This window comes from Pseudarthrobacter sp. TE9888 (assembly GCF_056279345.1).
Genome location: NZ_JBWBRD010000002.1, coordinates 3,677,178 through 3,702,313 on the forward strand (window position 1 = coordinate 3,677,178; position 25,136 = coordinate 3,702,313).

General features: G+C 67.4%; 20 protein-coding genes. 5 read left to right on the plus strand and 15 right to left on the minus strand.

Features of this window, described 5'->3' with window-relative positions:
- Nucleotides 1-62 precede the first annotated feature (62 nt).
- The 6 genes from holA to leuS form a co-directional block, all read right to left on the minus strand.
- On the minus strand, nt 63-1,079 hold the full coding sequence (gene holA, locus ACZ9J7_RS17525) for a DNA polymerase III subunit delta (protein ID WP_476211195.1): 1,017 nt from the start codon (nt 1,077-1,079) through the stop codon (nt 63-65).
- Nucleotides 1,013-2,971 carry a ComEC/Rec2 family competence protein gene (locus ACZ9J7_RS17530; RefSeq protein ID WP_476211196.1) on the minus strand — a complete coding sequence of 653 codons (1,959 nt, stop codon included), beginning with the start codon at nt 2,969-2,971 and terminating at the stop codon, nt 1,013-1,015. Before ACZ9J7_RS17530 ends, holA begins: the two co-directional genes overlap by 67 nt.
- 164 nt (nt 2,972-3,135) lie before the next feature.
- On the minus strand, nt 3,136-3,996 hold the full coding sequence (locus tag ACZ9J7_RS17535; protein ID WP_476211198.1) for a ComEA family DNA-binding protein: 861 nt from the start codon (nt 3,994-3,996) through the stop codon (nt 3,136-3,138).
- Between the two features lie 92 nt (nt 3,997-4,088).
- Entirely contained in the window at nt 4,089-5,156 is a 1,068-nt protein-coding gene (locus ACZ9J7_RS17540; protein WP_476211199.1) for a hypothetical protein, read from the minus strand.
- A gap of 134 nt (nt 5,157-5,290) precedes the next feature.
- The gene (locus ACZ9J7_RS17545; RefSeq protein ID WP_476211200.1) at nt 5,291-6,286 is read right to left on the minus strand and encodes a DegV family protein; all 996 of its coding nucleotides are present in this window, start codon (nt 6,284-6,286) and stop codon (nt 5,291-5,293) included.
- A gap of 87 nt (nt 6,287-6,373) precedes the next feature.
- On the minus strand, nt 6,374-8,899 hold the full coding sequence (leuS, locus tag ACZ9J7_RS17550) for a leucine--tRNA ligase (RefSeq protein WP_476211202.1): 2,526 nt from the start codon (nt 8,897-8,899) through the stop codon (nt 6,374-6,376).
- Between the two features lie 288 nt (nt 8,900-9,187).
- Here leuS and ACZ9J7_RS17555 point away from each other — a divergent pair, with 288 nt between their 5' ends.
- Entirely contained in the window at nt 9,188-10,699 is a 1,512-nt protein-coding gene (locus ACZ9J7_RS17555) for an FAD-dependent oxidoreductase (RefSeq protein WP_476211203.1), read from the plus strand.
- Between the two features lie 87 nt (nt 10,700-10,786).
- Here ACZ9J7_RS17555 and glpK read toward each other — a convergent pair whose 3' ends face one another.
- The 3 genes from glpK to ACZ9J7_RS17570 form a co-directional block, all read right to left on the minus strand.
- On the minus strand, nt 10,787-12,301 hold the full coding sequence (gene glpK, locus ACZ9J7_RS17560) for a glycerol kinase GlpK (RefSeq protein WP_476211205.1): 1,515 nt from the start codon (nt 12,299-12,301) through the stop codon (nt 10,787-10,789).
- A 42-nt stretch (nt 12,302-12,343) separates the two neighbouring features.
- Nucleotides 12,344-13,093 carry an MIP/aquaporin family protein gene (locus tag ACZ9J7_RS17565; RefSeq protein WP_476211207.1) on the minus strand — a complete coding sequence of 250 codons (750 nt, stop codon included), beginning with the start codon at nt 13,091-13,093 and terminating at the stop codon, nt 12,344-12,346.
- A gap of 91 nt (nt 13,094-13,184) precedes the next feature.
- Nucleotides 13,185-14,999 (minus strand): glycerol-3-phosphate dehydrogenase/oxidase, encoded by a 1,815-nt coding sequence (locus ACZ9J7_RS17570; protein ID WP_476211209.1) that lies wholly within the window; start codon nt 14,997-14,999, stop codon nt 13,185-13,187.
- A gap of 125 nt (nt 15,000-15,124) precedes the next feature.
- Here ACZ9J7_RS17570 and ACZ9J7_RS17575 point away from each other — a divergent pair, with 125 nt between their 5' ends.
- The 4 genes from ACZ9J7_RS17575 to ACZ9J7_RS17590 are packed head-to-tail and all read left to right on the plus strand — an operon-like array spanning nt 15,125 to nt 18,993.
- Nucleotides 15,125-16,090, plus strand: coding sequence for a sugar-binding transcriptional regulator (locus ACZ9J7_RS17575; protein ID WP_141160366.1), 966 nt, complete (start codon nt 15,125-15,127; stop codon nt 16,088-16,090).
- 19 nt (nt 16,091-16,109) lie between these two features.
- A complete protein-coding gene (locus ACZ9J7_RS17580; RefSeq protein ID WP_476211211.1) occupies nt 16,110-16,979 on the plus strand; it encodes an aldo/keto reductase in 870 nt (289 codons plus the stop codon).
- An 8-nt stretch (nt 16,980-16,987) separates the two neighbouring features.
- Nucleotides 16,988-17,917: an alpha/beta fold hydrolase gene (locus ACZ9J7_RS17585; protein WP_476211212.1), complete on the plus strand. Its 930-nt coding sequence runs from the start codon at nt 16,988-16,990 to the stop codon at nt 17,915-17,917.
- On the plus strand, nt 17,914-18,993 hold the full coding sequence (locus ACZ9J7_RS17590) for a glycosyltransferase family 4 protein (protein WP_476211213.1): 1,080 nt from the start codon (nt 17,914-17,916) through the stop codon (nt 18,991-18,993). Before ACZ9J7_RS17585 ends, ACZ9J7_RS17590 begins: the two co-directional genes overlap by 4 nt.
- Before the next feature lie 24 nt (nt 18,994-19,017).
- On the opposite strand, the gene ACZ9J7_RS17595 is transcribed toward ACZ9J7_RS17590, so the two are convergent.
- The 6 genes from ACZ9J7_RS17595 to mihF all read right to left on the minus strand — a co-directional run bounded on the left by ACZ9J7_RS17595 (nt 19,018) and on the right by mihF (nt 25,082).
- Complete coding sequence (locus tag ACZ9J7_RS17595; RefSeq protein WP_476211214.1) at nt 19,018-21,153, minus strand: primosomal protein N'; 2,136 nt, start codon at nt 21,151-21,153, stop codon at nt 19,018-19,020.
- 111 nt (nt 21,154-21,264) lie between these two features.
- Entirely contained in the window at nt 21,265-22,500 is a 1,236-nt protein-coding gene (gene metK, locus ACZ9J7_RS17600) for a methionine adenosyltransferase (RefSeq protein ID WP_476211216.1), read from the minus strand.
- Between the two features lie 76 nt (nt 22,501-22,576).
- Nucleotides 22,577-23,815: a bifunctional phosphopantothenoylcysteine decarboxylase/phosphopantothenate--cysteine ligase CoaBC gene (coaBC, locus tag ACZ9J7_RS17605; protein WP_476211218.1), complete on the minus strand. Its 1,239-nt coding sequence runs from the start codon at nt 23,813-23,815 to the stop codon at nt 22,577-22,579.
- A gap of 33 nt (nt 23,816-23,848) precedes the next feature.
- Nucleotides 23,849-24,109, minus strand: a complete 261-nt coding sequence (gene rpoZ, locus ACZ9J7_RS17610) for a DNA-directed RNA polymerase subunit omega (protein ID WP_003800778.1) — start codon at nt 24,107-24,109, stop codon at nt 23,849-23,851.
- 15 nt (nt 24,110-24,124) lie between these two features.
- A complete protein-coding gene (gmk, locus tag ACZ9J7_RS17615; RefSeq protein ID WP_476211224.1) occupies nt 24,125-24,718 on the minus strand; it encodes a guanylate kinase in 594 nt (197 codons plus the stop codon).
- A gap of 46 nt (nt 24,719-24,764) precedes the next feature.
- Entirely contained in the window at nt 24,765-25,082 is a 318-nt protein-coding gene (mihF, locus tag ACZ9J7_RS17620; protein WP_210411227.1) for an integration host factor, actinobacterial type, read from the minus strand.
- Nucleotides 25,083-25,136 lie beyond the last annotated feature (54 nt).

Here is a 25,136-nt window from a genome sequence, read left to right on the forward strand (position 1 = left end):
TGGCTGCGGCAGCACGCCGTCGGACGCCGCCGCGACGCCACGCCTGTAACGGGTGTGGGGCGCTATCTTCCCTGGACGGACATGGCAATGACTGTGACGGCGTGCTCCACGGCGTAGACGGGGTCGCGGGACAAACCTTTGACCTGCGCGTCCGCCTCTGCGGTGGCCTGGATGGACCGCACCAGGCCCTCGGGGGTCCAGCGCCGGACGTCCCGCTGCGCCTGCTCCACCAGCCAGGGCTGCATGCCCAGTTCCGCCGCTATCTGCGCAGACGAGCCGGAGGCACCAGCCACCCGCGCAACCGTCCGCAACTTCGACGCGAGGGCGGCCACCAGCGGAACGGGATCGGCGCCGGTGGCCAGCGCGTGGCGCAGCGTGGAGAGGGCAACGGGGGCATTCCCTGCCATGGCGGCGTCCGCTACCTTGAACGCCGTCGCTTCGACCCGGCCGCCGTAATACTTGTCCACGGTGTCGGTGGTGACCGTACTGCCGGCGTCGGCGATCAGCTGGGCGCACGCGGCAGCGAGTTCTGACAGGGCTGCCCCGACGGCGTTCACCAGCGCCTGCACGGCGTCCTGGTTGATGCGGCGTCCGGCTGCCTTGAACTCCGCGGAAACGAACTGGACTTTGTCCGCGTCCTTCTTCAGCGGCTGGCACTCAACCACCGGCCAGCCGGCCTTCCTGACGGCGTCAAGGAGTTTCTTCCCGCGGACACCGCCGGCATGGCGAAGAACGACGACAGCGTCCTCCTCCGGGCGCTGAAGATACTGGAGGGCATCGGCGAGGAAGGCGTCATTCATGCCTTCCACGGCTTCAACCTCGATCAGCTTGCTCTCGCCGAACAGCGACGGGCTCACCTGCATGGTCAGGCTCCCGGCCTCATAACCGGCCGCATTGATGCGGCTGACTTCCACGTCCGGCGCTGCCGCCCTGACCTGCGAGCGGATCCTGTCCATGGCCCTGATGCCCAGATACTCTTCCGGCCCGCTCACCAGGACGATCCGTGCCGGGGTTACGTCCCGCCAGGAGGCTGTGTTCGATGCCGGGGAGCGGGGTGCTCGCTTTTGCGCAGCGGCCATCGAATGTTCCTTCCGGAGGTTTTATTGCAATAACCAAGCCTGCCACGTCTGTGCCCCCGGTCCAAGCTGCCCGGGTCCCGGGGCCCGTGCAGCCGCCGCTCAACGCCGACCAGCAAAACAACGGTTGCGGCGTGCACCCTGCGGATCCGCCGGACAACCCTGCGTGGCCGGGCCGCCGCCCAGACGGCAGCCAGCGACAGGACCGACAGCAACACCATGGACAGCATGCCAGGCACCCCTTCCGGCCACGGCAGCGCCGAGCCCGGCAGCCGGGCGCCAAGCCTGGCCGTGGCGGCAACCCCGGCACTGAAGGCCCCGGCAACGGCTATCAACGCCGTGGCGGCCCACGGCAGCACCGCCACCAGGGGCACCGCGGCTGTTCCCAACAGGGTGACCGGAGCCACCATGGGCGACGCGGCCACATTTGCCGCCAGCGAATAGGTCGAAAACTGGGGCTGCAGGAGCACGATGACCGGTCCGCACAGCAACTGGGCGGATAAGGGAACCGATACTGCCGCGGCTGCCCACCGTGGGACTGCCGCGGGAATCCAGCCGATGATCCGCCGGCCCAGGATGATGATTCCGAGCGTGGCCAGCACCGAGAGCAGGAACCCGATGCTTGAACCCAGCGCCGGGTCGGCCAGCAGGAGCCCCATCACGGCGAGGCAAAGAAAACTGAGGCCACGTCCCGGGCGTCCACCGGCCAGGGAGGCCACCCCGATGGCCCCCATCAGCGCTGCCCGCAGGACACTTGCATCGGGTCCTACCAGGACGACGAAAAGGGCCAGGCCTGCAAGGGCAGCCGCCGCAGCCGGTGCCCGCGGCAGCCGGAGCCGCCGGCACAGGAGCAGCAGCGCCCCCAGCACCAGGCTGCAGTTTGCCCCGCTGACAGCGGTCAGGTGGGTCATGCCCACGGCTTTCATGGCGTTGTTCAATCCCTCGTCCAGCGCGCTGGTGTCCCCGGTAACCATGCCCGGAAGGAGTCCGCGGGCGTCGGGCGGCAGGAAGGCTGCGGCGGCAACGAAACGCTGCCGGAGTTCCCTGGCGGACCCTTCCAGCAGTGACCCGCCCACCGCGGGGCCGGGCGCGGTGGACGCTGCCAGGTTTCCCGCTTCGGGCCCTCCGGGGTCCGCCGGCCGCAGCTTGCCCGCTGCACGCAGCGTCTGGCCCGGCACCACGCTGCCCCATCCCTGCCCGCCCATCACCACCAGCCGGGCACGGGTCCGCACCAGGATCCCTCCCGTGGTCACTTCCTGTGTCCATACCGGCACTGACCAACGTCCGTCCGACCCGCCGGGACCCGCCACAGGGCGGGGAGTTCCTGCTACCTCGACGACGGTGACGGCGGACTTGCCGGCTGCGACCGCCTCGGCAAGTGGTCCGGTGAACCGTTGGCTGGACGATGTTGCAGAGTGGGCTGCGGCCGTGCCGGCCAGCAGCAGGGCGACGCCCGCAGCGGCCGGGAAGCTCCGAACCCGCGACCGGGGCGTGTGATTTCCGGTACGACCGGCGATGTTGGAGTTCCGCCCCGCCCGGCCGCCCGTGGCCACCCGGGCAAGCACGAGGCCACCGACAGCAGCCAGGGTGCAGCACATCGTGGCGAGCCCGACGGGCGGGAGCCAGAGCCCTGCCAGCGACGCTGCCCACACCAAGGCCGCAGGGAGTGCGAGCCGGAGGTCGACACGGCGGAGGGGTTGCCCGGAACCGGCTTCCTTTTCCGCCGCGGCCCCACTGCGGTCCGCCATCAGCTTGCGGACGCGGGCCGTGCCGTTTACCAGGAGCCTTGGCAGTACGTGGGGGCGCCGTCCGGGCAGGCGCCGTGATTTCAGGCGTGCCCGGGTTGGTGGGGGCAGCACTCCCCCGGAACGGTACTTTGGTTTGGCAGCCTGCACGGTACCTGTGGGGGTCCCACCCTCCTGTTCCGGCCCGGTGCCTTGAACGGCGGATTCGACGAACCGGCGCCAAGGACTCCCGGCTCCTTCTCCGCGGGTGGACCCGCCCCGCCTCGTTTGCCCGGTCCCTTCCCTCCTGCCTGTAGTCGCAGCCATGGAATGCCCTAGACCGTCACCAGGGGCAACAGGGCTTCAAGCATCTTCGGCCCGACGCCGTCCACCGCATCCAGTTCTTCGGCGCTCTTGAAAGGTCCATGGTCCTTTCGCCAGTCCACGATCCGCTGGGCGAGCACCGGCCCGACTTTTGGCAGCGTGTCCAGCTCCGCAGCGTCGGCTGTGTTGAGGTTGACCTTTCCGCCGTGTGCCCCGGGTTGCCCGCCGGCAGCACCGGTGGTGCCTGGACCAGGATCTTCCGCACCTGCTGCGTCCGGTTCGGCCGGCAGTAGCTCCCCGCTCCGCGGCACGTAGATCTTCTGCCCGTCCGCCAGCACCAGGGCAAGGTTGAGCCGGTTCACGTCGGCGTCCGGGGCCGCCCCACCTGCGGCAGCAATGGCGTCATTAACCCGGCTGCCCTGCTGGAGCCTGATGACGCCGGGCGTGGCCACGGACCCCGCAACATGCACCACCACAAGGCCGCCGGCAGGATCCGTTGGTGGCCTGCTGCCGGGGTCGGCGCCAGCCGGCCCCGCGGTTCTGCCAGCGGAACTGGCGCCGCTGAGTGGAAGGACTACCGGGGATGCCAAACCTGCCTGCCACCAAAACCAAACTCCGGCCGCCACGGCCAAGGTACCCAGCAACAGGGCAACCCGCAGTCCCATCCGCCACCGGAGCGGCGGCACTTCGCCCGTGCCGCCCTGGGTAACGCTCCCGGCTTCGGCTGCGCCGGCGGCCCCGCGGTACTCGAAACCACCGGGGCCGTCTCCATCCTCCAGGAGCCCGGGCGCGGCCTCTCCAAGTGCCGCATGCAACCGGTCCCTCGCATGCCTTGCCTGCTGACGTGCTGCTCCAGCGTCCCGGCGTGACATGGTTCCACCCTAGGAACCTCCAGCGGCACGCCGCACCGGCCAAGGCCGCTATGTGGAAAGGTATGCATTATCAACGCGTGGGACTTGCCGGTTCAGAAATCGATCCCCTTGACGAGGGTGATGAATTGTTCCTGCGTCTGTGCTTCGTTGGGCCCATCGGGGGAAATCAGGATCTGCGCGGTGAAGAAGGCCATGTTCGGGCCACGGGCCACCATCAACGACATATAGGTGACCGGGGTATTGCTTTCCGGCCTGAGGGCCTTCGCGCCGCCGGGTTCGGACCGGACAACAAGGATGGCGCTATCGCCGACGCCTTGGATTTTTTGGCCGTCCGGCGGCGCAACACCGGAAAGAAGCGAAGCACCGCCCTCATGGAGCTCGATGGAGAACATGAGCGAATCCGGCCCGGGCGTACTCGGCGTTCCAAACAGATAGCGGCAGCTGCCCTCACCGGGGAGTATCTGCGCCTGGGTGGTGGCACCGAATGCGTTCCTGACTGCGTCCGGGCTGACCAGGGCACAGACCGGGTTGTTGGATGTTGTCTGTTGGCCCACGGGCGGCGCGGCGGGAACACGCAGCGCGCCCCCGTTCCCCCACCCGCCGTCGATGGCTGCCTGGGCGAGGGCGTGCGCGGAAGCGTTGCCATCCGGCACGGGGGTACCTGCCGCGATCGGCGGCAATTCCACCATGTTGAGGGTAAGGGATTCGTTGCCCTTGACGGCCTTGAGTACGGTGTTTGCAGATGCCCCGCCGGGCTCGCCGCGGAACCACCCCGTCCACTGCAGGCAGGCGAAGTCCCCGATGCCATCCACGACGGAGCAGTCGGGTGCTTTTTTCGTTTCGGCGATTTCAGCGGCCGATGCGGGCGAAATGAGCGCCACCGAGAGCGTGAGGACCTGCTGGTACTTGCTCATATAGCTGCACAGATAGGCCGGACTTCCCGCCGGCTTTCCGTTTTGTCCCATTTGGACCAGCCCGGGATCGACCTTGGCAGCGATGGCAGGAGTGATCAGGTCGCAGGCCGGGTTTCCTGATCCTGCTGGTTTGGACTGGCTGGGGGACGACGGGCTGCCGCCCTGTGCGCATCCGGCCAGGCCAAATACCAGTGCGGCCAAGACCACTTGCCGTGTCCAGGGAGCGCGGGCTCCGTGAGCACGCATGAGTTCCTCCAGCCTCTGACTGCCGTCCCGGACTGGGACGTCCCTGATGGGGCGACGCTACGGAATCCCGCGAACAGCCGCCAGAGGCCAAGGACCTGCAGCTGGTCCGGCAGCGGCCAGCCCGGAGAACCCGCTCAGCTGGGGCGCGGACCACCGTGAACCGTGGCAGACCTGCCGACGATCACCGCAAGGACCCCCAGGCCTGCGTGCGCTGCCAGGACGGCAGGAAGCGAACTGATCTGCGCCGGAGGGCACTGTGGAAGGGCCGCCTCCAGCCGCACCGCCAGGCTCTCCGCTTCCTCGGGATTGCCGAAGTGGTGGACGGCCAGGACAACGGAATCTCCGGGATGCGCCTCCGCCTCCGCCACGACGATTTCCTCGAGCCTGGCCACGGCCCTGGCACCCGAGCGCACCTTTTCCAGCGGAACGATCCTGCCGCCGTCGACCGCCAGGATTGGCTTGATGGCGAGCATGGTGCCCAGGAGCGAGGCCGCCGCCCCGATCCGTCCGCCGCGGCGCAACTGCTCAAGGGTGGGCACATAGAAGAAGACCTTGGTACGTGCTGCCTGCGCCGCCGCCGCAGCGGCCACCGCGGACCGGTCGCCGCCGGCTGACGCTGCTTCCACCGCTGCCTGCACCGCCATTCCCTGCGCCATGCCAACGGTGCGCGTGTCCACGACGTCCACGGGAATCCCCACCCTGCCGGCGGCCAGCCGCGCCGCGTCGGCTGTGCCGGAGAGTTCGCCCGAGATGTGGACCGAGACAATTCCATCGAAGCTCCGGAGTTCAGCGGCCCGGTAGGCATGCTCGAACTGTCCCGGCGAAGGCCGTGACGTCTTGACCGAAGTCCCGGCAGCCAGCGCCACGGCAATGGTCTCGAGGATGTCGTCTTCGCCCTCGCCGTAGATTTCGGCGCCCACCATGACGGGCATCGGAGTCACGGTCAGGATCCCGTCCAGGGGAAGTCCGCGGACATAGGCCGCCGGAAGGGCAGCGGCTGAGTCGGTGACGACGGCGGTGCGCACCACAGCGCCTGCGCCGGGCCGCCTGGACCCGGGCCGGACGGCCGGACGCAGGCCCGACAGCCGAGCACGGACCCACGGCCAGGCTGCGGCATTACTGTCGGGCAAGGTGCCTCCTGGAATCGGCGTCCGGCTCAAACGGCACCGGCCGCCGGAAAGCTTCCGACGGCCGGTAAATTACTGCGGGTACAGCAACTAGGCCGGAACGATGTTCACCAGCTTAGGGGCACGGACGATCACGGTCCGGATGCCCCGGCCGTCCATGGCCCGCTGGACGTTCTCCGACGCCAGGGCCAGCTCGCGCAGCTGGTCCTCCGAGACGTCCGGGGACACTTCCAGCCGGTCACGGACCTTGCCCTGCACCTGGACGACGGCGGTCACCGTGTCCTGGACCAGGAGGGCGGGATCGTGGGCGGGCCAGCCCGCGTTGGCAACCGATGCAGGGTGCCCCAGCAGGTTCCACATGTCCTCGGCCGTGTACGGCGCAAACAGGCTGAGGATCACGGCCACCGCTTCCGCGGCTTCCCGGACTGCAGGGTCCGCGGCACCCGCACCGGAGTCGATCGCCTTGCGGGTGGCGTTGACCAGCTCCATGAGCTTGGCCACCACCACGTTGAACTTGTTGGCGTCCAGCAGCTCGGCGGCATCGGCAATGGTGCGGTGGGTGACCGACCGCAGCGCGCGGTCGCCTCCGGCCGCGTCCGCACCGGGGGCACTGTCCACGTCCTGCGCCAGGCGCCAGGCCCGGGCCAGGAACTTGGCTGAGCCCGACGGCGACACGTCGGCCCAATCCACGTCGTCCTCGGGCGGGGAGGCGAACACCATGGTCAGGCGGACAGCGTCCACGCCGAACTTGTCCAGCTGTTCGCCGAGGTCAACGCCGTTGCCCAGGGATTTGCTCATGGCCTTGCCGCCGTTGAGGACCTGGCCCTGGTTCAGCAGTGCACTGAAGGGTTCGTCGGCATCGATCATGCCGAGGTCGTGGATGACCTTGGTGAAGAAGCGGGCGTACAGCAGGTGGAGGATGGCGTGCTCCACGCCGCCCACGTACTGGCCCACCGGCATCCAGTCATTGATCTTCTGCGGATCGAAGGGACCGTCGGTGTAGTGCGGCGAAACGAAGCGCAGGAAGTACCACGACGAGTCAACGAACGTGTCCATGGTGTCGGTGTCCCGTTTGGCCGGCCCGTTGCAGGTGGGGCATTCCACGTTGACCCAGGACTCGGCTGCTGCCAGCGGGGAGGTGCCCTTGGGGGCCAGGTCCTCACCGCGGAGGTCCGCGGGCAGGGTTACCGGCAGCTGCTCATCCGGGACGGGAACTTCGCCGCAGGACGGGCAGTGGATGATGGGGATGGGTGTGCCCCAGAACCGCTGGCGGCTCAGCAGCCAGTCCCGGAGCCGGAAGTTCACGAACTTCTCGCCGGTCCCCTGCTGCTCGAGCATGGCAATGGCGGCGGGGATGGCCTCACCCTTGGGCAGGCCGTCCAGTCCGCCGGAATTGATCAGCGTCCCCTCCCCCGCCGTGGCGGTGCCGGTTACGGCCGGGTCCTCCTCGCCGGTGTCCAGGACCGCGCGGACCGGCAGGTCGAAGGCCTTGGCAAAGTCCAGGTCGCGCTGGTCGTGGGCCGGCACGGCCATGATGGCGCCGGTTCCGTAATCCGCCAGGACATAGTCGGCTGCCCACACGGGCAGCTTCTCCCCGTTCAGCGGGTTGATGGCGTAGCGGCCGGTGAAGACGCCGGTCTTCTCGCGCTCCGTGGACTGGCGCTCGATTTCCGAGAGTGCCTTGACCCGTTCGCGGTATTCGTCCAGGGCCGCGGCGTGTTCGTCCGTGACAAGTTCGACGGCGAGCGGCGCGTCCGCGGCGACCACGAAGAAAGTTGCCCCGTACAGGGTGTCCGGGCGGGTGGTGAAGACCGTGACGTCCTTGGCGGGCCTGCCGCCGTCGGCCTCGATCACGAAGTTTACGTGCGCACCCTCGGACCGGCCGATCCAGTTCTTCTGCATGGCCAGGACGCGTTCGGGCCAGTGGCCGCGGAGCTCGTCCATGTCATCCAGCAGGCGGTCCGCGTAGTCGGTGATCTTGAAGTACCACTGGTTCAGGGACTTCTTGGTGACGGTGGTGCCGCAGCGCTCGCAGGCGCCGTTGACCACCTGCTCGTTGGCCAGGACGGTCTGGTCCTTGGGGCACCAGTTGACCGGGGAGTTCTTCCGGTATGCCAGGCCACGCTCGTAGAAGCGCTTGAACAGCCACTGCGTCCAGCGGTAGTACTCGGGATCGGAAGTGTGCAGGCGGCGCGACCAGTCGGCGGAGATGGCGTAGCGCTTGAAGGAAGCGGCCTGGGTGTCGATGTTGGCGTACGTCCACTCGCTGGGGTGGGCGTTGCGCTTGATGGCGGCGTTCTCCGCAGGCAGGCCAAAGGAGTCCCAGCCGATGGGATGCAGGACGTCGAAGCCCTTCTGCCGCAGGTAGCGGGCTACCACGTCACCCATGGCGAACGCCTCGGCGTGGCCCATGTGCAGGTCGCCGGACGGGTACGGGAACATGTCAAGCACGTAGCGGCGCTCCCGCGACCCGTCGTCCGCCGGGGTGAAGACCTTGAGGTCTTCCCACACCTGGGGCCATTTGGCCTCCATGGCGGCGAAACTGTAGGTGCCCTCTTCAGGCTCCGCCGATACTGTTGTTGCTGTTCCGGTCTCTGTCTCCGGCTGAACGCCCACTGCTGCCCTCTTCTGTTCTGTTACGGCATCTGTGCTGCCATAACGGCCTGATCCTCCTGCTGCCGGCCCGGCGCCATGCCCCGGACACACAAAAGCCCCTCTCCATGGAGGGGCTGCCGCTCAGCTGTCCGATAGTCGGAGCCGGCGGCTAACTAAGCAGAAGGATCGCACGCATGGATCTACTTTAGCGCACCGGCACGTCCCCCGCCTCAGCCAGGCCGAACGGCCCGTTGCTTTGGCCGGGGCAAGCGCGCATGATCATCCCACAACGTTGGGAGGCGGCACACCATGTCAGAGGCAACCACTGCCGGCCCTGCTGAAGGACAGCCCCTCTCCCTGTGGCTGGCAACCGCCGGCGCTACCGATTTCCCTCAACTTCACGGCACCGTGGAAGTGGACGTGGCAGTCATCGGCGGAGGCATCGCCGGGCTCACCGCAGCGCTGGCCCTGAAACGCTCGGGGCGCTCGGTGGCTGTCCTCGAAGCCGGCCGGGTCGGAACCGGCGTCACTGGCCACACCACCGGCAAGGTGACATCCCTGCACCGCCTCGCTTACTCGGAATTGCAGCGCATCCATGGCACGTCCGCTGCCCGGGTTTACGGGCAGGCGAACCAGGCCGCCCTGGAACATATCGGCGGCGTAGTGGCGGCAGAAGACCTATCCTGCGGATTCCGGCGGGTTGTCAACTACACCTTCGCGTCAGGTCCTGATGCGCTGCCGGAAGTGCGGGCGGAAGCCGGACTTGCGGCCGCGCTCGGCCTTCCGTCGACCTTTACTGCCGACGTGCCCCTGCCGTTTCCGGTGGCCGGCGCCGTCCGGTTTGACGGCCAGGCCCAGATCCACGCGGTCCAGTATCTACAGGGGCTGGCAGGAAAGGTGGACGGCGGTGGCAGCTTTGTCTTCGAACGGACACGCGCGGTGGACCTTCGCGAGGGCACGCCCGTCACCGTTGCCGCCGGGACGGGAACGGTGCTGGCCCGGGACGCAATCGTGGCCACGAACGTTCCCTTCGGAGACCATGGCCGGTTTGAGGCCCTGTGCCGGCCGCACCGTTCGTACATCGTCGCCGCGCCGGTTGATGCCCCTCCCCTGGACGCGACCTTCATCAGCGCCGATGAACCTATGCATTCGCTGCTGACCGTGCAGCTGGACGGGACAACGTACCTCTTGGTTGGCGGCGGCGGCCATCCCGCCGCTGAGCAGGTTGATCCGGCACCGCGCCACGCCGGGTTGGCCCGCTACGCGCGCAGCCATTTCGGGGCCGGCAGCGTGTCCTACCGCTGGTCCACCCAGGATGCTTTGCCGCAGGACGGGCTGCCTTATGCCGGGCCGCTGAACCCTGACAGCCGGCACGCGTTCGTGATCACCGGCCTGCGCAAGTGGGGCCTGACCAACGGTACGGCCGCGGCACTGGCGCTTGCGGATCTCCTCAATGGCACTCCCAACGAGTGGGCCGCCCTGTTCGACAGCAACCGCGCGCCCCGGGGGCCCACGGCGCAGGCAGCCCCGGGGAGCGGAGACAGCCAATCCCGCACGGGCCCCGCAGCGCAGGCGGCGGACCTCGCGCCGGGCGATGGAACGGTGCTTGAGGCAGAAGGATCCAGCACGGCCTGCTACCGGGACGAGGCCGGCCACGTCCACGCAGTGTCGGCAGTCTGTACCCACCTGGGCTGCACGGTGGGCTTCAACCGGGCAGACCGGACGTGGGACTGCCCCTGCCATGGCTCCCGGTTCGATGTGGACGGCAAAGTCATCCAGGGTCCGGCCACTGAAGATCTGCCCCCGCGGCCCGTTCCCTGACGTCCGCATGCGTCCGCCGGGAAAATTCCCGGACACGGCAAGGGGCCGTCCCGCCGGAAAGGCAGGACGGCCCCTGGGTTGGAGAACCTACCTGACGTCCTCGTCCACCCACTCCATGGACTTGGTGACCGCCTTCTTCCAGAGCCGCATCTGGCGTTCCTGTTCGGCCTTGTCCATCTGCGGTTCCCAGCGCTTGTCCTCGGACCAGTTGGCCGAGCACTCGCCCAGGTCCTTCCAGAAACCAACGGCGAGGCCTGCCGCGTAGGCAGCACCCAGCGCCGTGGTCTCGATGACCTTCGGGCGGATCACCGGGACGCCCAGGATGTCCGCCTGGAACTGCATCAGGGCGTCATTGGCCACCATGCCGCCGTCGACCTTCAGCTCGCTCAGCGGCACGCCGGAGTCCGCGTTGACCGCGTCCAGCACCTCGCGGGTCTGGAATGCGGTGGCTTCCAGTGCTGCCCGGGCGATGTGGTTCTTGTTGACGAACCGGGTCAGGCCAACGATCGCGCCGCGGGCATCCGAACGCCAGTACGGGGCGAACAGGCCGGAGAATGCCGGAACGATGTAAACACCGCCGTTGTCCTTGACTGATGCGGCGAGGGTTTCCACCTCGGGGGCGCTGCTGATCATGCCCAGGTTGTCCCGCAGCCACTGGACCAGCGAACCGGTCACCGCGATGGATCCCTCCAGCGCGTAGTGGGGTTTGGCGTCGCCCAGCTTGTAGCCCACGGTGGTCAGCAAGCCGTTCTTCGAGTGGACGATTTCCTCGCCCGTGTTGAAGATCAGGAAGCAGCCGGTGCCGTAGGTGTTCTTGGCTTCGCCGGTTTCAAAGGCTGCCTGGCCGAAGGTGGCTGCCTGCTGGTCGCCCAGGATGCCTGCAACCGGTGTTTCGCGGAGCAGCTGTGAGCTGTGGACGGTGCCGTATACCTCGGAGGAGGACTTGATCTCCGGCATCATGCTGCGCGGAACGCCAAAAATGCCCAGGATCTCGTCGTCCCACTGCAGCGTCTCCAGGTCCATGAACAGGGTGCGGGAGGCGTTGGTGACGTCGGTGACGTGGACGCCGCCGTCGACGCCGCCCGTCAGGTTCCACAGGACCCAGGCATCCGTGTTGCCGAACACCAGGTCACCGGCCTCTGCCTTTTCCCTCGCGCCGTCAACGTTGTCCAGGATCCACTTGATCTTGGTACCGGAGAAGTAGGTGGCCAGCGGCAGGCCCACCTTCTGTTTGAAGCGGTCCGCTCCGCCGTCCTTGGCCAGCTGGTCCACGATGTCCTGCGTGCGGGTGTCCTGCCACACAATCGCGTTGTAAACCGGCTTGCCAGTGGTCTTGTCCCACACCACCGCGGTTTCACGCTGGTTGGTGATGCCGACGGCGGCAATATCGTGCCGCGTCAGGTTCGCCTTCGAGAGGGCCGAGCCGATCACCTCGCGGGTGTTGTTCCAAATCTCCGAGGCGTCATGCTCCACCCAGCCTGCCTGCGGGAAGATCTGCTCGTGTTCCATCTGGCCCGAGGACACAATGGCGCCGCTGTGGTCAAAGATGATGGCGCGGGTGCTGGTGGTGCCCTGGTCAATGGCGATTACGTACTGGTTCATAATGACGTCCTTGTCTGGTTGTTCGAACTGTTTGCCGGGGGCTTAAGAGGCGGCGGTGATGATGATCGGAACGATCCTTGCAACGATGCCGGCGAGGGCGCCGCCGACGAGCGGGCCAACCACCGGGATCCAGGCATAGCTCCAGTCACTGGAGCCCTTGCCCTTGATGGGAAGCACTGCGTGGGCAATGCGGGGTCCGAGGTCACGTGCCGGGTTGATGGCGTATCCGGTGGGGCCGCCGAGCGAAACACCGATGCCGACCACGAGCAGCGCCACGGCGAGCGGGCCAAGGCCCGAGGGGGTGCCGCCGAGGGTCAGGATCACGAAGACCAGGACGAACGTGCCGATGATCTCGGTGATCAGGTTCCATGTGGTGGAACGGATGGCCGGGCCGGTGGAAAACGTGCCCAGCTTGCCTGCGGGCTCGGGCTCGTCATCAAAATGCTGCTTGTAGGCCAGCCAGCAAACCACGGCACCGAGGAAGGCGCCCACCATCTCTCCGCCGAGGTAGGTAAGGGTCGTCCCGAAATCAACAGCGACTCCCGGGGCGTACTCGGCCTTGCCGTTGAGCAGCAGGCCCAAGGTCACGGCCGGATTCAGGTGGGCACCGGACTTGGCGGCGACGAAGACGCCACAGAAGACGGCGATACCCCATCCCCATGTGACCATCAGGAATCCGCCGTTGTTGCCCTTCGTTCCCCGCAAAGCCACGTTGGCAACGACGCCGCAACCCAACAGGGTCAGCATGCCCGTGCCAAAGACTTCGGAGAGGAAGACTATTCCTAGAGACATCTTTGACTCCTTCTTTGTTTAGTTGTCGGTCCTCCGCTGGTGAAGGACCGTTGGGCCGGGACGCTGGCGCGCCCCGGCCGGCCGCCCGGCCTCAGGAGACCAGGCTGTGCGTTTCCACGCGGTGGAATCGCTGCAGCACGTCCTGTGCCTGCTTGATCTCAGCGGCGCGGGCTGCAGCGTCCCACTTGAGCGGCACTGACAAAACCTCCGCCACTTCGTTGAGGAGTTCCCCGGTGACCAGCCCCCGGAAGGCCAGGGAGGTACGGCGGATGAGGACATCCACCAGGTGCCCCACCTGCTCGTTGGCCGCCATGAACTCCAGCTCCCGGACGGTGAGCTCCCGGGTGGACCGCAGCGGCTGGTCAGGGGCAGCGTCGAGGTACTCGATCACGGCGTCCGCCCGGGTACCGTACCGGGTCAGCAGCCCTGCAGTGCGGTCCGCGTCGCGGCCGGCACCCATGTGCGCCTTGATCCATTTCTGCACGCCCGCCTCGTCGGCCGGGAAGCCGGCGCCACCGCCGATGGGGAGCTGCGCCGTCGACACCTTGCGCTGGACCCCGAGCTCGGTGAGGACGTCATTGGTCAGGTGCTCGGCGAGGGCCCGGAAGGTGGTCCACTTGCCGCCCACCAGGCTCAGCACGACGGCGCCGGTTCCGTTTGTGCCCGACGCGCGCCGTTCAATGCGGTAGTCGCGGGACACGAAGCCGGGCTGGGTCGCGTCGTGGCTCGGCAGGGGGCGCACCCCCGAGAACGTGTAGACGATGTCGTCGGGGGTCACCTCGACGGACGGGAAGACGTGGCGGATCAGGTCGAAGAAGTACTGGATTTCCTCGTCGGTGCAGACGGCGTCTTCCGCCATGTCCGCGTCGACGTCCGTAGTGCCCACCAGCACCCGGTCGCCCATGGGGTAGATGAGGACAATCCGGCCGTCGGTGTGTTCGAAGAAGATTTCCCGGCCGCGGCAGGCGGCGAGCAGGCCCGGGTGGTCCAGCACGATGTGCGAACCCTTGGTGCCGCCCATGAAGGCGGAGGCTGCACCCATGGACTCATTGGTCAGGTCCACCCACGCGCCGGTGGTGTTCACGATAATGTCCGCGGTGAAGTCAAATTCCTCCCCGCTGAGTTCGTCGCGCAGCCGGACGGTGCTGCCCCGGCCGGTCCCCGGGTTGGGCTCCGGGGACATGGATTGCAGCGAGAGGTAGTTGCTGGCCCGGGCGGTGTCACCCTGCGCGCCGGCGCCCTGGGAACGGCCGGCCTTTTCGCCGTCCTGGAGGACGTCAAGGGTCAGCCGCTCCGGGTTGTGCACCGAGGCATCGAAGTAGGTGGCGGTGTATTTGACGTCCGACCGGAGCGCGGGCAGTTCCTGCAGGGCTGCCTTGTGGGTCCGGAACTGGTGCCGGGGCACCGTGCCGCCATCGCGGGAGAATGAATCGTAAAGGCTAAGGCCCACCTTGATGAGGAATGCGCCGCGCTCCTTGGGCTTGCCCTGCTGTTTATGGGTAAGGAAGCGCAGGGGTGCAGAGAGGATCCCGGAGAAGGTGCTGAAGATGGGGATGGTGGTCTGCAGCGGCTTGACGTAGTGCGGGGCGATTTTCAGCAGGCGGTTCCGCTCCACCACTGATTCGCGGACCAGGCGGAACTCACCGTTTTCCAGGTACCGGATGCCGCCGTGGATCATGTGCGAGGATGCACCGCTTGCGCCCTGGCAGTAATCACCGCGTTCGACCAGCGCCACATCGACGCCCTGCAGGGCCAGGTCACGGAACGTTCCCACTCCGTTGATGCCGCCGCCAACCACCAGCACCTTCGCGTGCGGACGGCGCCGCAGGCCGTGGACGGATGCGCGTTCGCCTCCTGGCCGGGGCGTATTAACAGATGGTTGGACAGTTGAATCCTTGGGTCCCAAAACGACTCCCTTGGGGCTTTGTGTGTTGCGGTCGCCACTGTGCGGCACCGCCGTTCTGCTCTATTGTTTGGAGAAATGGAAAATGGAGTCAAGCACTATGCACAAACGTGCAGAACGGAAGTGAGATGGCACTTTCCCGCGACCAGGATGCCCTCCGAGCTGCACAAATGTATTACCTGCAGGACCTCACCATGGACGCGATCGCACGCGAGCTGCGAACGTCCCGGTCCACCGTTTCCCGGCTCTTGTCATCGGCGCGGGAGTCCGGCCTGGTGCAGATCCAGATCCGCAACCCCCTGGATACCGGACCGGAACTGGAGGGCATGATCCGGCGCCGGTACAACCTGGACGTCCATGTGGTTCCCATCCTCGGGACGCTCAATGAAGCCGAGACCCTGGACCGCGTGGCCATGCAGGCCGCCCGCACCATCGGGCCCCTGGTGGACTCGAACGCGATCATCGGCGTGGCCTGGGGATCCACGCTCAGCGCGGTCAGCAGGCACCTGACCAGGAAGATTACCCACGACAGCGTGATCGTCCAGCTCAACGGCGCCGGTAACATGCACACCACCGGCATCACCTACGCAAGTGACATCATGCGCCGGTTCGGCAGCGCCTACGGAGCACGGGTCGAACAGTTCCCCGTCCCGGCCTTCTTCGACCACGCCGCCACCAAGACGGCCATGTGGAACGAGCGCAGCGTGCAGCGCGTCCTGGAACTGCAGGCGAAGATGAGCATCGCCATCTTCGGTGTCGGCTCGGTCCACGCCGACTACCCAAGCCACGTCTACGCCGGCGGCTACCTCGATGAAGAGGACCTCAACGCCCTGGCCAACTCCGACGTCGTCGGAGACGTTGCCACCGTGTTCTTCCGGGACGACGGGTCCTCTGACGGGATCGTCCTCAACGAACGCTCCACAGGCCCGTCACTGGCACAGCTCCGGCAGGTACGCCGCAGGATCTGCGTAGTATCCGGGGTTTCCAAGATCAATGGCCTGCGCGGGGCCCTGGCCGCCAGGCTCGCCACCGACCTGATCCTGGACGAAGCCACCGCACGCCGCCTCGTCGATTACGAGGGCCTGACCAGCTGAAGTAGGTAGAGTCGTTGCCATGAGAACCTCACCCCGGCTCAGCCTGAACAACGGCGTGCTGATAGACCAGCTCGGCTTTGGGCTGTACAAGGTGCCGGCAGCCGACGCCGAAGGCCTGGTCGCCACGGCGCTCGCCGCCGGGTACCGCCACTTCGACACCGCTGCCATGTACGGGAACGAGACCGGCGTCGCGCGCGGCATCAGTTCCCAGCTGGAGGCGGGATCGGGCAGTGGCGGCTCGGGCGAACTGTTCCCGCCCCTGGCCCGTGAAGACGTGTTCGTCACCACGAAGGTGTGGAACGACCACCATGGCTTTGACGCCACGCTGCGCGCCTTTGACGATTCCATGGTCAACCTGGGCCTGGACTATGTGGACATGTACCTTATCCACTGGCCATGCCCCCGCCGCGGGCTCTTCACCGAGACCTACCGCGCCCTGGAAACCCTGTACCGGGAGGGCAGGGTGCGTGCCATCGGCGTCAGCAATTTCCAACCGGCCCACCTTGACCGCCTGCTCGCCGGCGCCGAGGTGGTCCCCGCAGTCAACCAGATCGAACTCCACCCCTGGCTGCAACAGGAGGAACTGCGCAGCAAGCACGCGGACCTGGGCATCCGTACCGAAGCCTGGAGCCCGCTGGGCCGCGGCCAGGTGCTGGCAGACCCCGTCATCCAGGCCTGCGCTGCCGAACACGGCCGGACGCCCGCCCAGGTGATCCTCCGCTGGCATATGCAACTGGGCAACATCGCCATTCCCAAGGCGAGTTCGGAGGCGCGCATCCGGGAGAACCTCGATGTCTTCAACTTCGAACTCTCAGCACGCGACATGGCGGCGATCAACGCGCTGGACCGCGGGCAGCGGACCGGGTCCCACCCGGACAACGTCAACTAGGGCAGGCCATGGATACCGTGAACCCAGCGCCCTCCCCTGCGCCCGCATACGTCAGCGCCGGCCTTTCCGGCCGCACCCGGGCCTCCGCCGTCACCCTCGACGGCGGCACCGTGGCTTACTGGACCTATGAGCCGCTGGAGGCCACCCCGGACACCCGAACCATCCTGGTGGTCCATGGATTCCGCGGCGACCACCACGGGCTCCTGCGCGTGGCGGACCAGCTCCCGGACATGCGCATCATCATGCCGGACCTCCCCGGCTTCGGCAGCTCGGACGCCTTTACCCACGGCCCGCACTCAGTGGAACGCTATGGGCAGTTCATCACCGATTTCATGGCGGCACTGGGCCTGGGCCAAGACACAGTACTGCTGGGACACTCGTTCGGATCCATCGTGGCGGCCCACTTCGTGGCCAACAACCCGGACGCAGTGCGTCCCCTCATCCTCATCAACCCCATTGCAGCGCCGGCGCTGGAGGGACCCAAGGGAGTCATGACCCGGCTGGCGGTGCTGTACTACAAGCTTGCTGCGCGGCTTCCCCGCAGGCCCGGCCTGGCACTGCTGCGGAACCCCCTGATTGTCAGGGTGATGAGCGAGACCATGGCGAAAACCCGCGATCACGGGCTGAGGGCCTACATCCACGGCCAGCACCATGCCTACTTCAGTTCCTTCGCCGACAGGGACAGCCTCCTGGAGTCCTTTACCGCCTCCGTCAGCCACCACGTGGCCGAGGTCGCCCGCCGGCTGCGGCTGCCCGTGCTGCTGGTCGCCGGCGAGAAGGATGAAATCGCCACCCTCCCCAGCCAGCACCGCCTCCTGGACATGCTCCCGGACGGCGAACTCAAGGTGATTCCCGGCGTCGGGCACCTGATCCACTACGAAACGCCTGAACCGGCCGCCCGTTACATCCGCAGCTTCCTAAAGGACCATCCCGCGTGAAGATCGTCATCGATGCACGTTTCACCCGTACCGACCACCACGACGGCATCAGCCGCTACGGGGCCAGCCTGATCGCCGCAACGGCCAAGATCGCGGACGTGTCCATGCTGGTTTCCGACGAGCGGCAGCTGGCGCTGCTGCCTGACGTGCCCTACACGCTCATCAGCAGCCCGCTCTCGCCCCTGGAACTGTTCGTTGCCCGGAAGGTCAACGCGCTTGGAGCGGATGTGGTGGTCTGCCCCATGCAGACCATGGGCACCTGGGGCCGGAAGTACGGACTGATCCTGACCCTGCACGACCTGATCTACTACGAGCACCCCACTCCCCCGGGTTTCCTGCCGGCCCCCGTCCGCCTCCTGTGGCGGCTGTACCATAAGGCGTTCTGGCCGCAGCGCCTGCTCCTGGACCGGGCCGACATTGTTGCCACCATCAGCCGGACCACGGAGGCACTGATGGCCAAGTACCGGCTGACGCGCCGGCCCGTACGCATCATCGCCAACGCCCCGCAGCCGGCCCAGGAACCGCGGGAGCCCGCCGCCGGGGCGGACAAGACGATCATCTACATGGGCTCCTTCATGCCGTACAAAAACGTGGAAACCATGGTGGCCGGCATGGCCGGGCTGCCCGGCTACACCCTGCACCTGCTCAGCCGGATCACGCCGCAGCGGCGGGCGGAGCTGGAGCGCATCGTCCCCCGGGGCGCCTCCGTCGTGTTTCATAACGGAGTCACGGATGCCGAGTACGACGGACTCCTGCGCCGGGCCACGGCGCTGGTGAGCCTGTCCCGCGCCGAAGGGTACGGGCTGCCCCTGGTGGAGGCGATGGCGGTGGGTACCCCGGTGATCGCCAGTGACATTCCGATCTTCCGGGAGGTGGGGTCGGATGCCGCAATCTATGTGGATCCCGAGTCACCCGGACAGTTCGCTGACGCGGTGGGTCAGCTGCGCGACGACGAACGCTGGCAGGACCTGTCCCGCCGCTCCATGGCCCGCGCGGCCAAGTTCAGCTGGGACGAATCGGCGCGCCAGCTGGTGGACGCGGCCCATGAGGTAGTGGCGAAGAGGCGGCGGGCCTGACGCAGGTTCGGTTGCCGGACGAACCTAGAGCACGTCGACGCCGTCCAGCCGCAGCTGCACGGGGTCCATGGTCCGTTTGGCGGCCACGGCGGCGCGGGTGACCCGGAGGACGCGGACGACGGCGGCGGCCTGGCCATACGGGAAGAACAGCAGGGTCCGGACGTCCTCGGCCGAGCGCCTGCCGGTGGGCGGAGCGGTGGGCAGGAGCGGCGCCGGGCCTGCTGTTCGCAGGGCGATGCCCGCGCCGGCCAGGTCCGCTTCCACGGCACCCGTGTAGTGTTCGACGGCGGCGCGCGGCCCCGTCACGGAGGCGATGCGCACCGCCGGTGGAAGCTGGAGTTCCATCCGCAGGGACAGCTCGCGCCGGGCATAGCCGGCGGGGTCCCACCGCAGCAGCGCACCGGTGGCGGCGGTATCCGTGGCAGTGACCACCACCAGGCCTTCCGCCGCCGCGGGGCGGACCAGGGCGGCTGCGTTGAACCAGCGGCGCAGGGTGTCCTCGCCTGCGCGGAGGCTTTCCCGGCGCAGCAGCGAATCCCCGTCCAGCAGCAAGGCGGCGGCATAACCGCCCTCCGCGACGGGCTCGGCGCCTACCGTTGCCACCACCAGTGCCTTGCCCGCCCCCACTGTGGCCTTCACCTGGTCGCCGGAGGACGTGATGACGGTGGTGCCGGGAAAAGCGCGGCCCAGCTCTTCAGCGGTGCGCAGGACTCCCGTGGCCCCTTTCCGGAGCCGCCGCCCGCCGCAGTGGGAGCACTTCCAGTCCGGAGCCGGGGTGGAACACCAGCGGCATTGGGGCAAGACGGCTGTTCCGGCCAGGGCCAAGGGTCCCTGGCAGTGGCCGCACCGGGCGGGTTCGCGGCAGGTTTCGCACACGAGGGAGGGCGCGTAGCCGGCCCTGGCCACCTGGACCAGGACGGGGCCACGATCCAGTCCCTGCTTGGCTGCCTGCCAGGCGGCATGGGGCAGCCGCGCGATGGTGGCCAGGGGATCACGTTCCTGCTCGAAGCTGTCAGCCGTGTTGACCACGCGCGGGACGGTCGTGCGGACCGTGGAACGCTCGGCTTCAACGGGGACGGCCCAGCCGGCCTCCACCAGCCGCTGGACTTCGGTGCTGCGGGCGTGCCCTGCCAGGAGGCAGGCTGTGCCCTCCTGTTCTGCCCGCAGGAGGAGGACTTCCCGGGCGTGGGCGTAGGGTGCGCGCTGCTCGATGTGGAGGTCGTCGCCGTCGTCCCAGCAGGCAACCAGGCCCAGGTCCTGCACCGGCGCGAAGGCGGCGGACCTGGTGCCGATGGCGATCCTGGCCCGGCCCGCGAGGAGGCGCAGGAAGTTCCGGTACCGCGGCGTGGGGCCGTCGTCCGCCGTGAGCCTGGCCACGGCCTCCTCCGGCAGCAGCTCCATCAGCGCCTGCTCCAGCCGGTCCAGGTCGCGGTAGTCGGGCACCACCAGCAGCGCGCCCCTGCCTGAGGCGTAAGCAGCGGCAGCGGCCTGGGCAAGGAGCGCCGGCCAACCGGCGGCCCCGTAGCCCTGGAGAGGATTGATGACCGCACGCGGGGATCCGCCGGCTGCCAGGTGGCGCAGGAAGGCAGCTCCGGTGCGGTAGGCGGTCCACGCAGAAACGCCTGGAACAGCCGGAACGCCCTGGGTGTCTTCGGCTTCCGCAGTATGTGGTCCTGCTGTGCCATCCGGACCTGCGGGGTCGCCCTGGTCTGCAGGGTCCAGGGATGCCGGGTAATCCTTTTCGAGCCGGGCGACACGGGGCGGTACGGCAAGGCGGAGGACGTCGCTGAGCGTGCCGGCGTAGCGTGCAGCGACGGCCCCGGCAAGGTCCCTGGCGGCGGGGGTAAGGACCGGAACCGGTGAGACTACTTTCGACAGCGGCACCAGGGTGTGTCCGGCGTCGGACTCCGCCCGGCGCTCCAAAAGGAAACCGCTGAGATCCTGGCCATTGAACTTGACCTTGACCCTTACTCCGGGCTGGGCGTCCTGGTCCAGCGCAACCGGGACCGCGTAATCGAAGGGGCGGTCCAGGTGCGGCAGGGACGATTCCACGAGGATCCGAGCCACGGGAAGCTGCTTGGCCAGGTCCGCGCCGACAGGCAGTGCGCGGGCTGGAAACCCCTGCAGCAGGGACGGCTGGACGGAACTGTCAGCGACCACTGGGGCTCCCTCCGTTCAGCTGCCAGGTTGGACATGAACAGCCAAGCATAGGCCACTGACAGTGCGCTTCCCGTCCCGGCCCGAAGATTCCGGGTCCGGGCAGGAAGTCACCTAAGCGTTGAAGAACGCCTTCAAATCATCTACCCGGTCCAGGCGTTCCCACGTGAAGTCGGGATCGTCGCGGCCAAAGTGGCCGTGGGCAGCAGTCTTGGCGTAAATGGGGCGCTTCAGGTCGAGGGCATCGATGATGGCCCGGGGACGGAGGTCGAAGATTTCCGCAATGGCGTCGCTGATCCGGGCGGGATCCACGGTTTCGGTGCCGAACGTCTCGACATACGTTCCTACGGGGCGGGCCTGGCCGATGGCGTACGCGATCTGGATCTCTGCACGCCTGGCAAGTCCCGCGGCCACCACGTTCTTGGCAACCCAGCGCATGGCGTAGGCGGCAGAACGGTCCACCTTGGATGGATCCTTGCCGGAGAAAGCACCGCCGCCGTGGCGCGCCATGCCGCCGTAGGTATCGACAATGATCTTGCGGCCGGTGAGGCCGGCGTCACCCACGGGGCCGCCAATGACGAATTCGCCGGCCGGATTGAGGATGTTAGCGGTCCGGGAAATGTCGAGGTTGGCCGCGGCCAGGACGGGTTCGATAACGACGGCGGCGAGGTCCGCGCGCAACTGCTCCAGGCTTGCACCCTCTGCGTGCTGGCTCGAAATCACCACGGTTTCAATCGACACGGGAACGTCCTTGTCGTACCCCACCGTGACCTGGGTCTTGCCGTCCGGGCGGAGGTAGGCCAGCTGGCCTGTCTTGCGGACGTCGGTGAGGCGTTCGGAGAGCCGGTGGGCCAGCCAGATGGGTGTGGGCATATAGGAAGGAGTCTCGTCGCTGGCGTAGCCGAACATCAGGCCCTGGTCGCCAGCACCCTGGAGGTCGTAGTCGTCCTCCTGGCGGCCCTCGCGGGCTTCCAGCGAATTGAACACTCCACCGGCGATGTCGTTGGACTGCTGGCCAATGGAAACGGACACGCCGCAGCGGGCACCGTCAAAACCGTTCGCTGAGGAGTCATAGCCGATGCCAAGGATGGTCTCGCGGACGATCTGCGGGATCTCGACGTAGGCGTCGGTGGTGACTTCGCCCGCCACGTGCACGAGCCCGGTGGTCGCCATCGTCTCCACGGCCACGCGGGACTCGGGGTCCGCGGACAGCAGCGCATCCAGGATGGCGTCGCTGATCTGGTCGCAGATCTTGTCCGGATGGCCTTCGGTGACCGACTCGGACGTGAAGAGCCGGAGCGCGGAGGGCGTGGCCCCATGGGTCTGGGGAAGGTGCAGCGGTAAAGTCACTCAACTACCTTACTGGTTGGAAGGCGCCGGCCCCGCGGGAGATGTCCTCCCGAGAAGCAAACGTGGTGCGGAACACTCAGGTCCGGGGCGAAACCCGGTTAAGTTCAAAGCCGATGCGGGCAATGATGGCTTCCGAAACCTCAGTCTTGGTTCCGGCCGCTGCCTGTGGTTCGGAGCCGGCGCGCGAGAGGATGACCACCGAATTGGAGTCCTGCCCGAAGACTTTGTCCGTGCCCACATGGTTGACCACCAGCAGGTCGCAGCCTTTTCGCTGCAGCTTCGCTTCGGCGTAGGCGAGGACGTCGCCCTGGCTGTCACCGGTTTCCGCCGCGAAGCCGACGATGAGCTGGCCGGCCCCGGAAGGTCCCTCGTTGCGTTGCTCCACGAGTTCCTGCAGGATGTCCGGGTTGCGGACCAGGGTGATGACGGGGTCTGCGGTGTCGTCGCGTTTCTTGATCTTGGTGTCGGAGACATCGGCCGGGCGGAAGTCGGCCACGGCGGCCGACATAATGATGACGTCGGACCCGGCAGCGGCATCCAGCGCGGCGGTCCGGAGCTCCAACGCAGTCTCCACGCGAACCACCTCCACCCCTGCAGGCGGCTGGACGTCCATGTGCGCCGCCAGCAGCCGGACGGTGGCACCGGCATTCCGGGCGGCGACGGCCAGCGCCACGCCCTGCTTGCCGGAGGACCGGTTGCCGAGGAAACGGACGGGGTCCAGCGGCTCACGGGTGCCGCCTGCGCTGATGGTTACGGTACGGCCGGCAAGGGGCAACTGGAAGTCGGACTGTCCCTGGACCAGCGCCATGGCGGCGTCAAAAATCGCCTGCGGTTCCGGGAGCCTTCCCGGTCCGGAGTCAGCGCCCGTCAACCTGCCGGAGGCGGGTTCGAGGACAGCGGCGCCCCGGCCGCGGAGCGTTTCAACGTTGGCGCGGGTGGCGGCGTGCTGCCACATTTCGGTGTGCATAGCGGGCGCGAACAGCACTGGGCCGTGCGCCATCAGGAGCGTGTTGGTCAGCAGGTCACCGGCCTGGCCGGTGGCGGCTTTGGCCAGGAGGTCAGCGGTCGCGGGTGCAACAACAACGAGGTCGGCCTCGTGGCCGAGCCGGACGTGGTTCACCAGGTGGACGTCGTCAAAGACGCTGTTGCTGACGGGGTTTCCGGACAACGCCTCCCAGGTGGCGGTGCCGATGAAGCGGGTGGACGCCTCCGTGGGGATCACCGTGACGTCATGGCCGGCTTCAGTAAAAAGCCGGAGGAGCGATGCCACCTTATAGGCGGCAATCCCTCCCCCGACTCCGAGGACTATGCGCACGTGATCTCCGTCAGCATGTCAGTTGGCGGCAGGTTACTCTGCGGCTTCGATCGGCGTGGAGACCAGCTTGCCTTCGTTGATCTCGCGCAGGGCGATGGACAGCGACTTCTCGTTCAGCTTGGTGTCAACCAGGGGTCCGACGTATTCGAAGAGGCCCTCGTGCAGCTGGGCGTAGTAGGCGTTGATCTGACGAGCGCGCTTGGCACCGAAGATCACCAGGCCGTACTTGGAGTCGGCCGCTTCGAGCAGCGAGTCGATCGGCGGGTTGATGATGCCTTCAAGGTTCGTGGACACGAATTCTCCAAATTCCTAGCGGGCTGACGGTTCCGGCAGGTGTGGATGCGGTGTCAGCCCCATGAGTGAAACAAGCTCGTCCGCTGCCCGGCGGACGTCGTCATTGATGACGGTGTGGTCGAACTCCGGTTCAGCAGCAAGTTCCAGTTTAGCGGTTTCCAGGCGCCGCTGCTGTTCTTCGGGGGTTTCGGTGCCCCGGCCCACCAGCCGGCGGACCATCTCGTCCCAGGTGGGGGGAGCCAGGAAGACGAACTGGGCGTCCGGAACGGCCGCTTTCACCTGCCGGGCGCCCTGGAGGTCGATTTCCAGCAGCACCGAACGGCCCTCCTCGATGGCCCCGTTCACGGTACTTTTGAGCGTGCCGTAGGTGTTCTGTCCGTGGACGACTGCCCACTCGAGGAGTTCACCATCGGCGATGAGCTGCTCGAACTCCTCCTTGGACTTGAAGAAGTAGTGGACGCCGTCCACTTCGCCGGGCCGGGGCGCCCGGGTGGTGGCTGAAACGGAAAGCCAGACCTCGGGGTAGTTGTCCCGGATGTAGGTGGACACGGTGCCTTTGCCAACAGCCGTCGGACCTGCGAGGACTGTCAGTCCCGGTTTCTTGCTCACGTATTCCTTTTGCCACGGTTGGGGGAGGACAGGCGCCGCCTGTGCCTCAGTGCTCGTCTATAAAATCTACCAGCGCCCGGCGCTGGTGGACGCCCAGCCCACGGACCCTGCGGGACGCCGCTATGCCCAGCTGCTGCATTATGGCGGCGGCCCGGACCTTCCCGATGCCCGGGAGGGCCTCGAGCAGCTCCGAAACCCGCATGCGGGCCAGCGCGTCATCCTCCAGTGCGGAACTGATGATGTCGGCGGCCGACCTGTCCCCGTTCCGGAGGCTCTCCTTGGCAGCAGCACGGGTAGCCCTGGCCGCAGCCGCCTTGCCCAGGGCCTCGGCCCGTTCAGACGCGGATAAAGGTCGCAGGACCATCACGGACACCCCCGGAGTCGGCGGATTTCATCCAAGGGCGGCCGCCCTTGGACC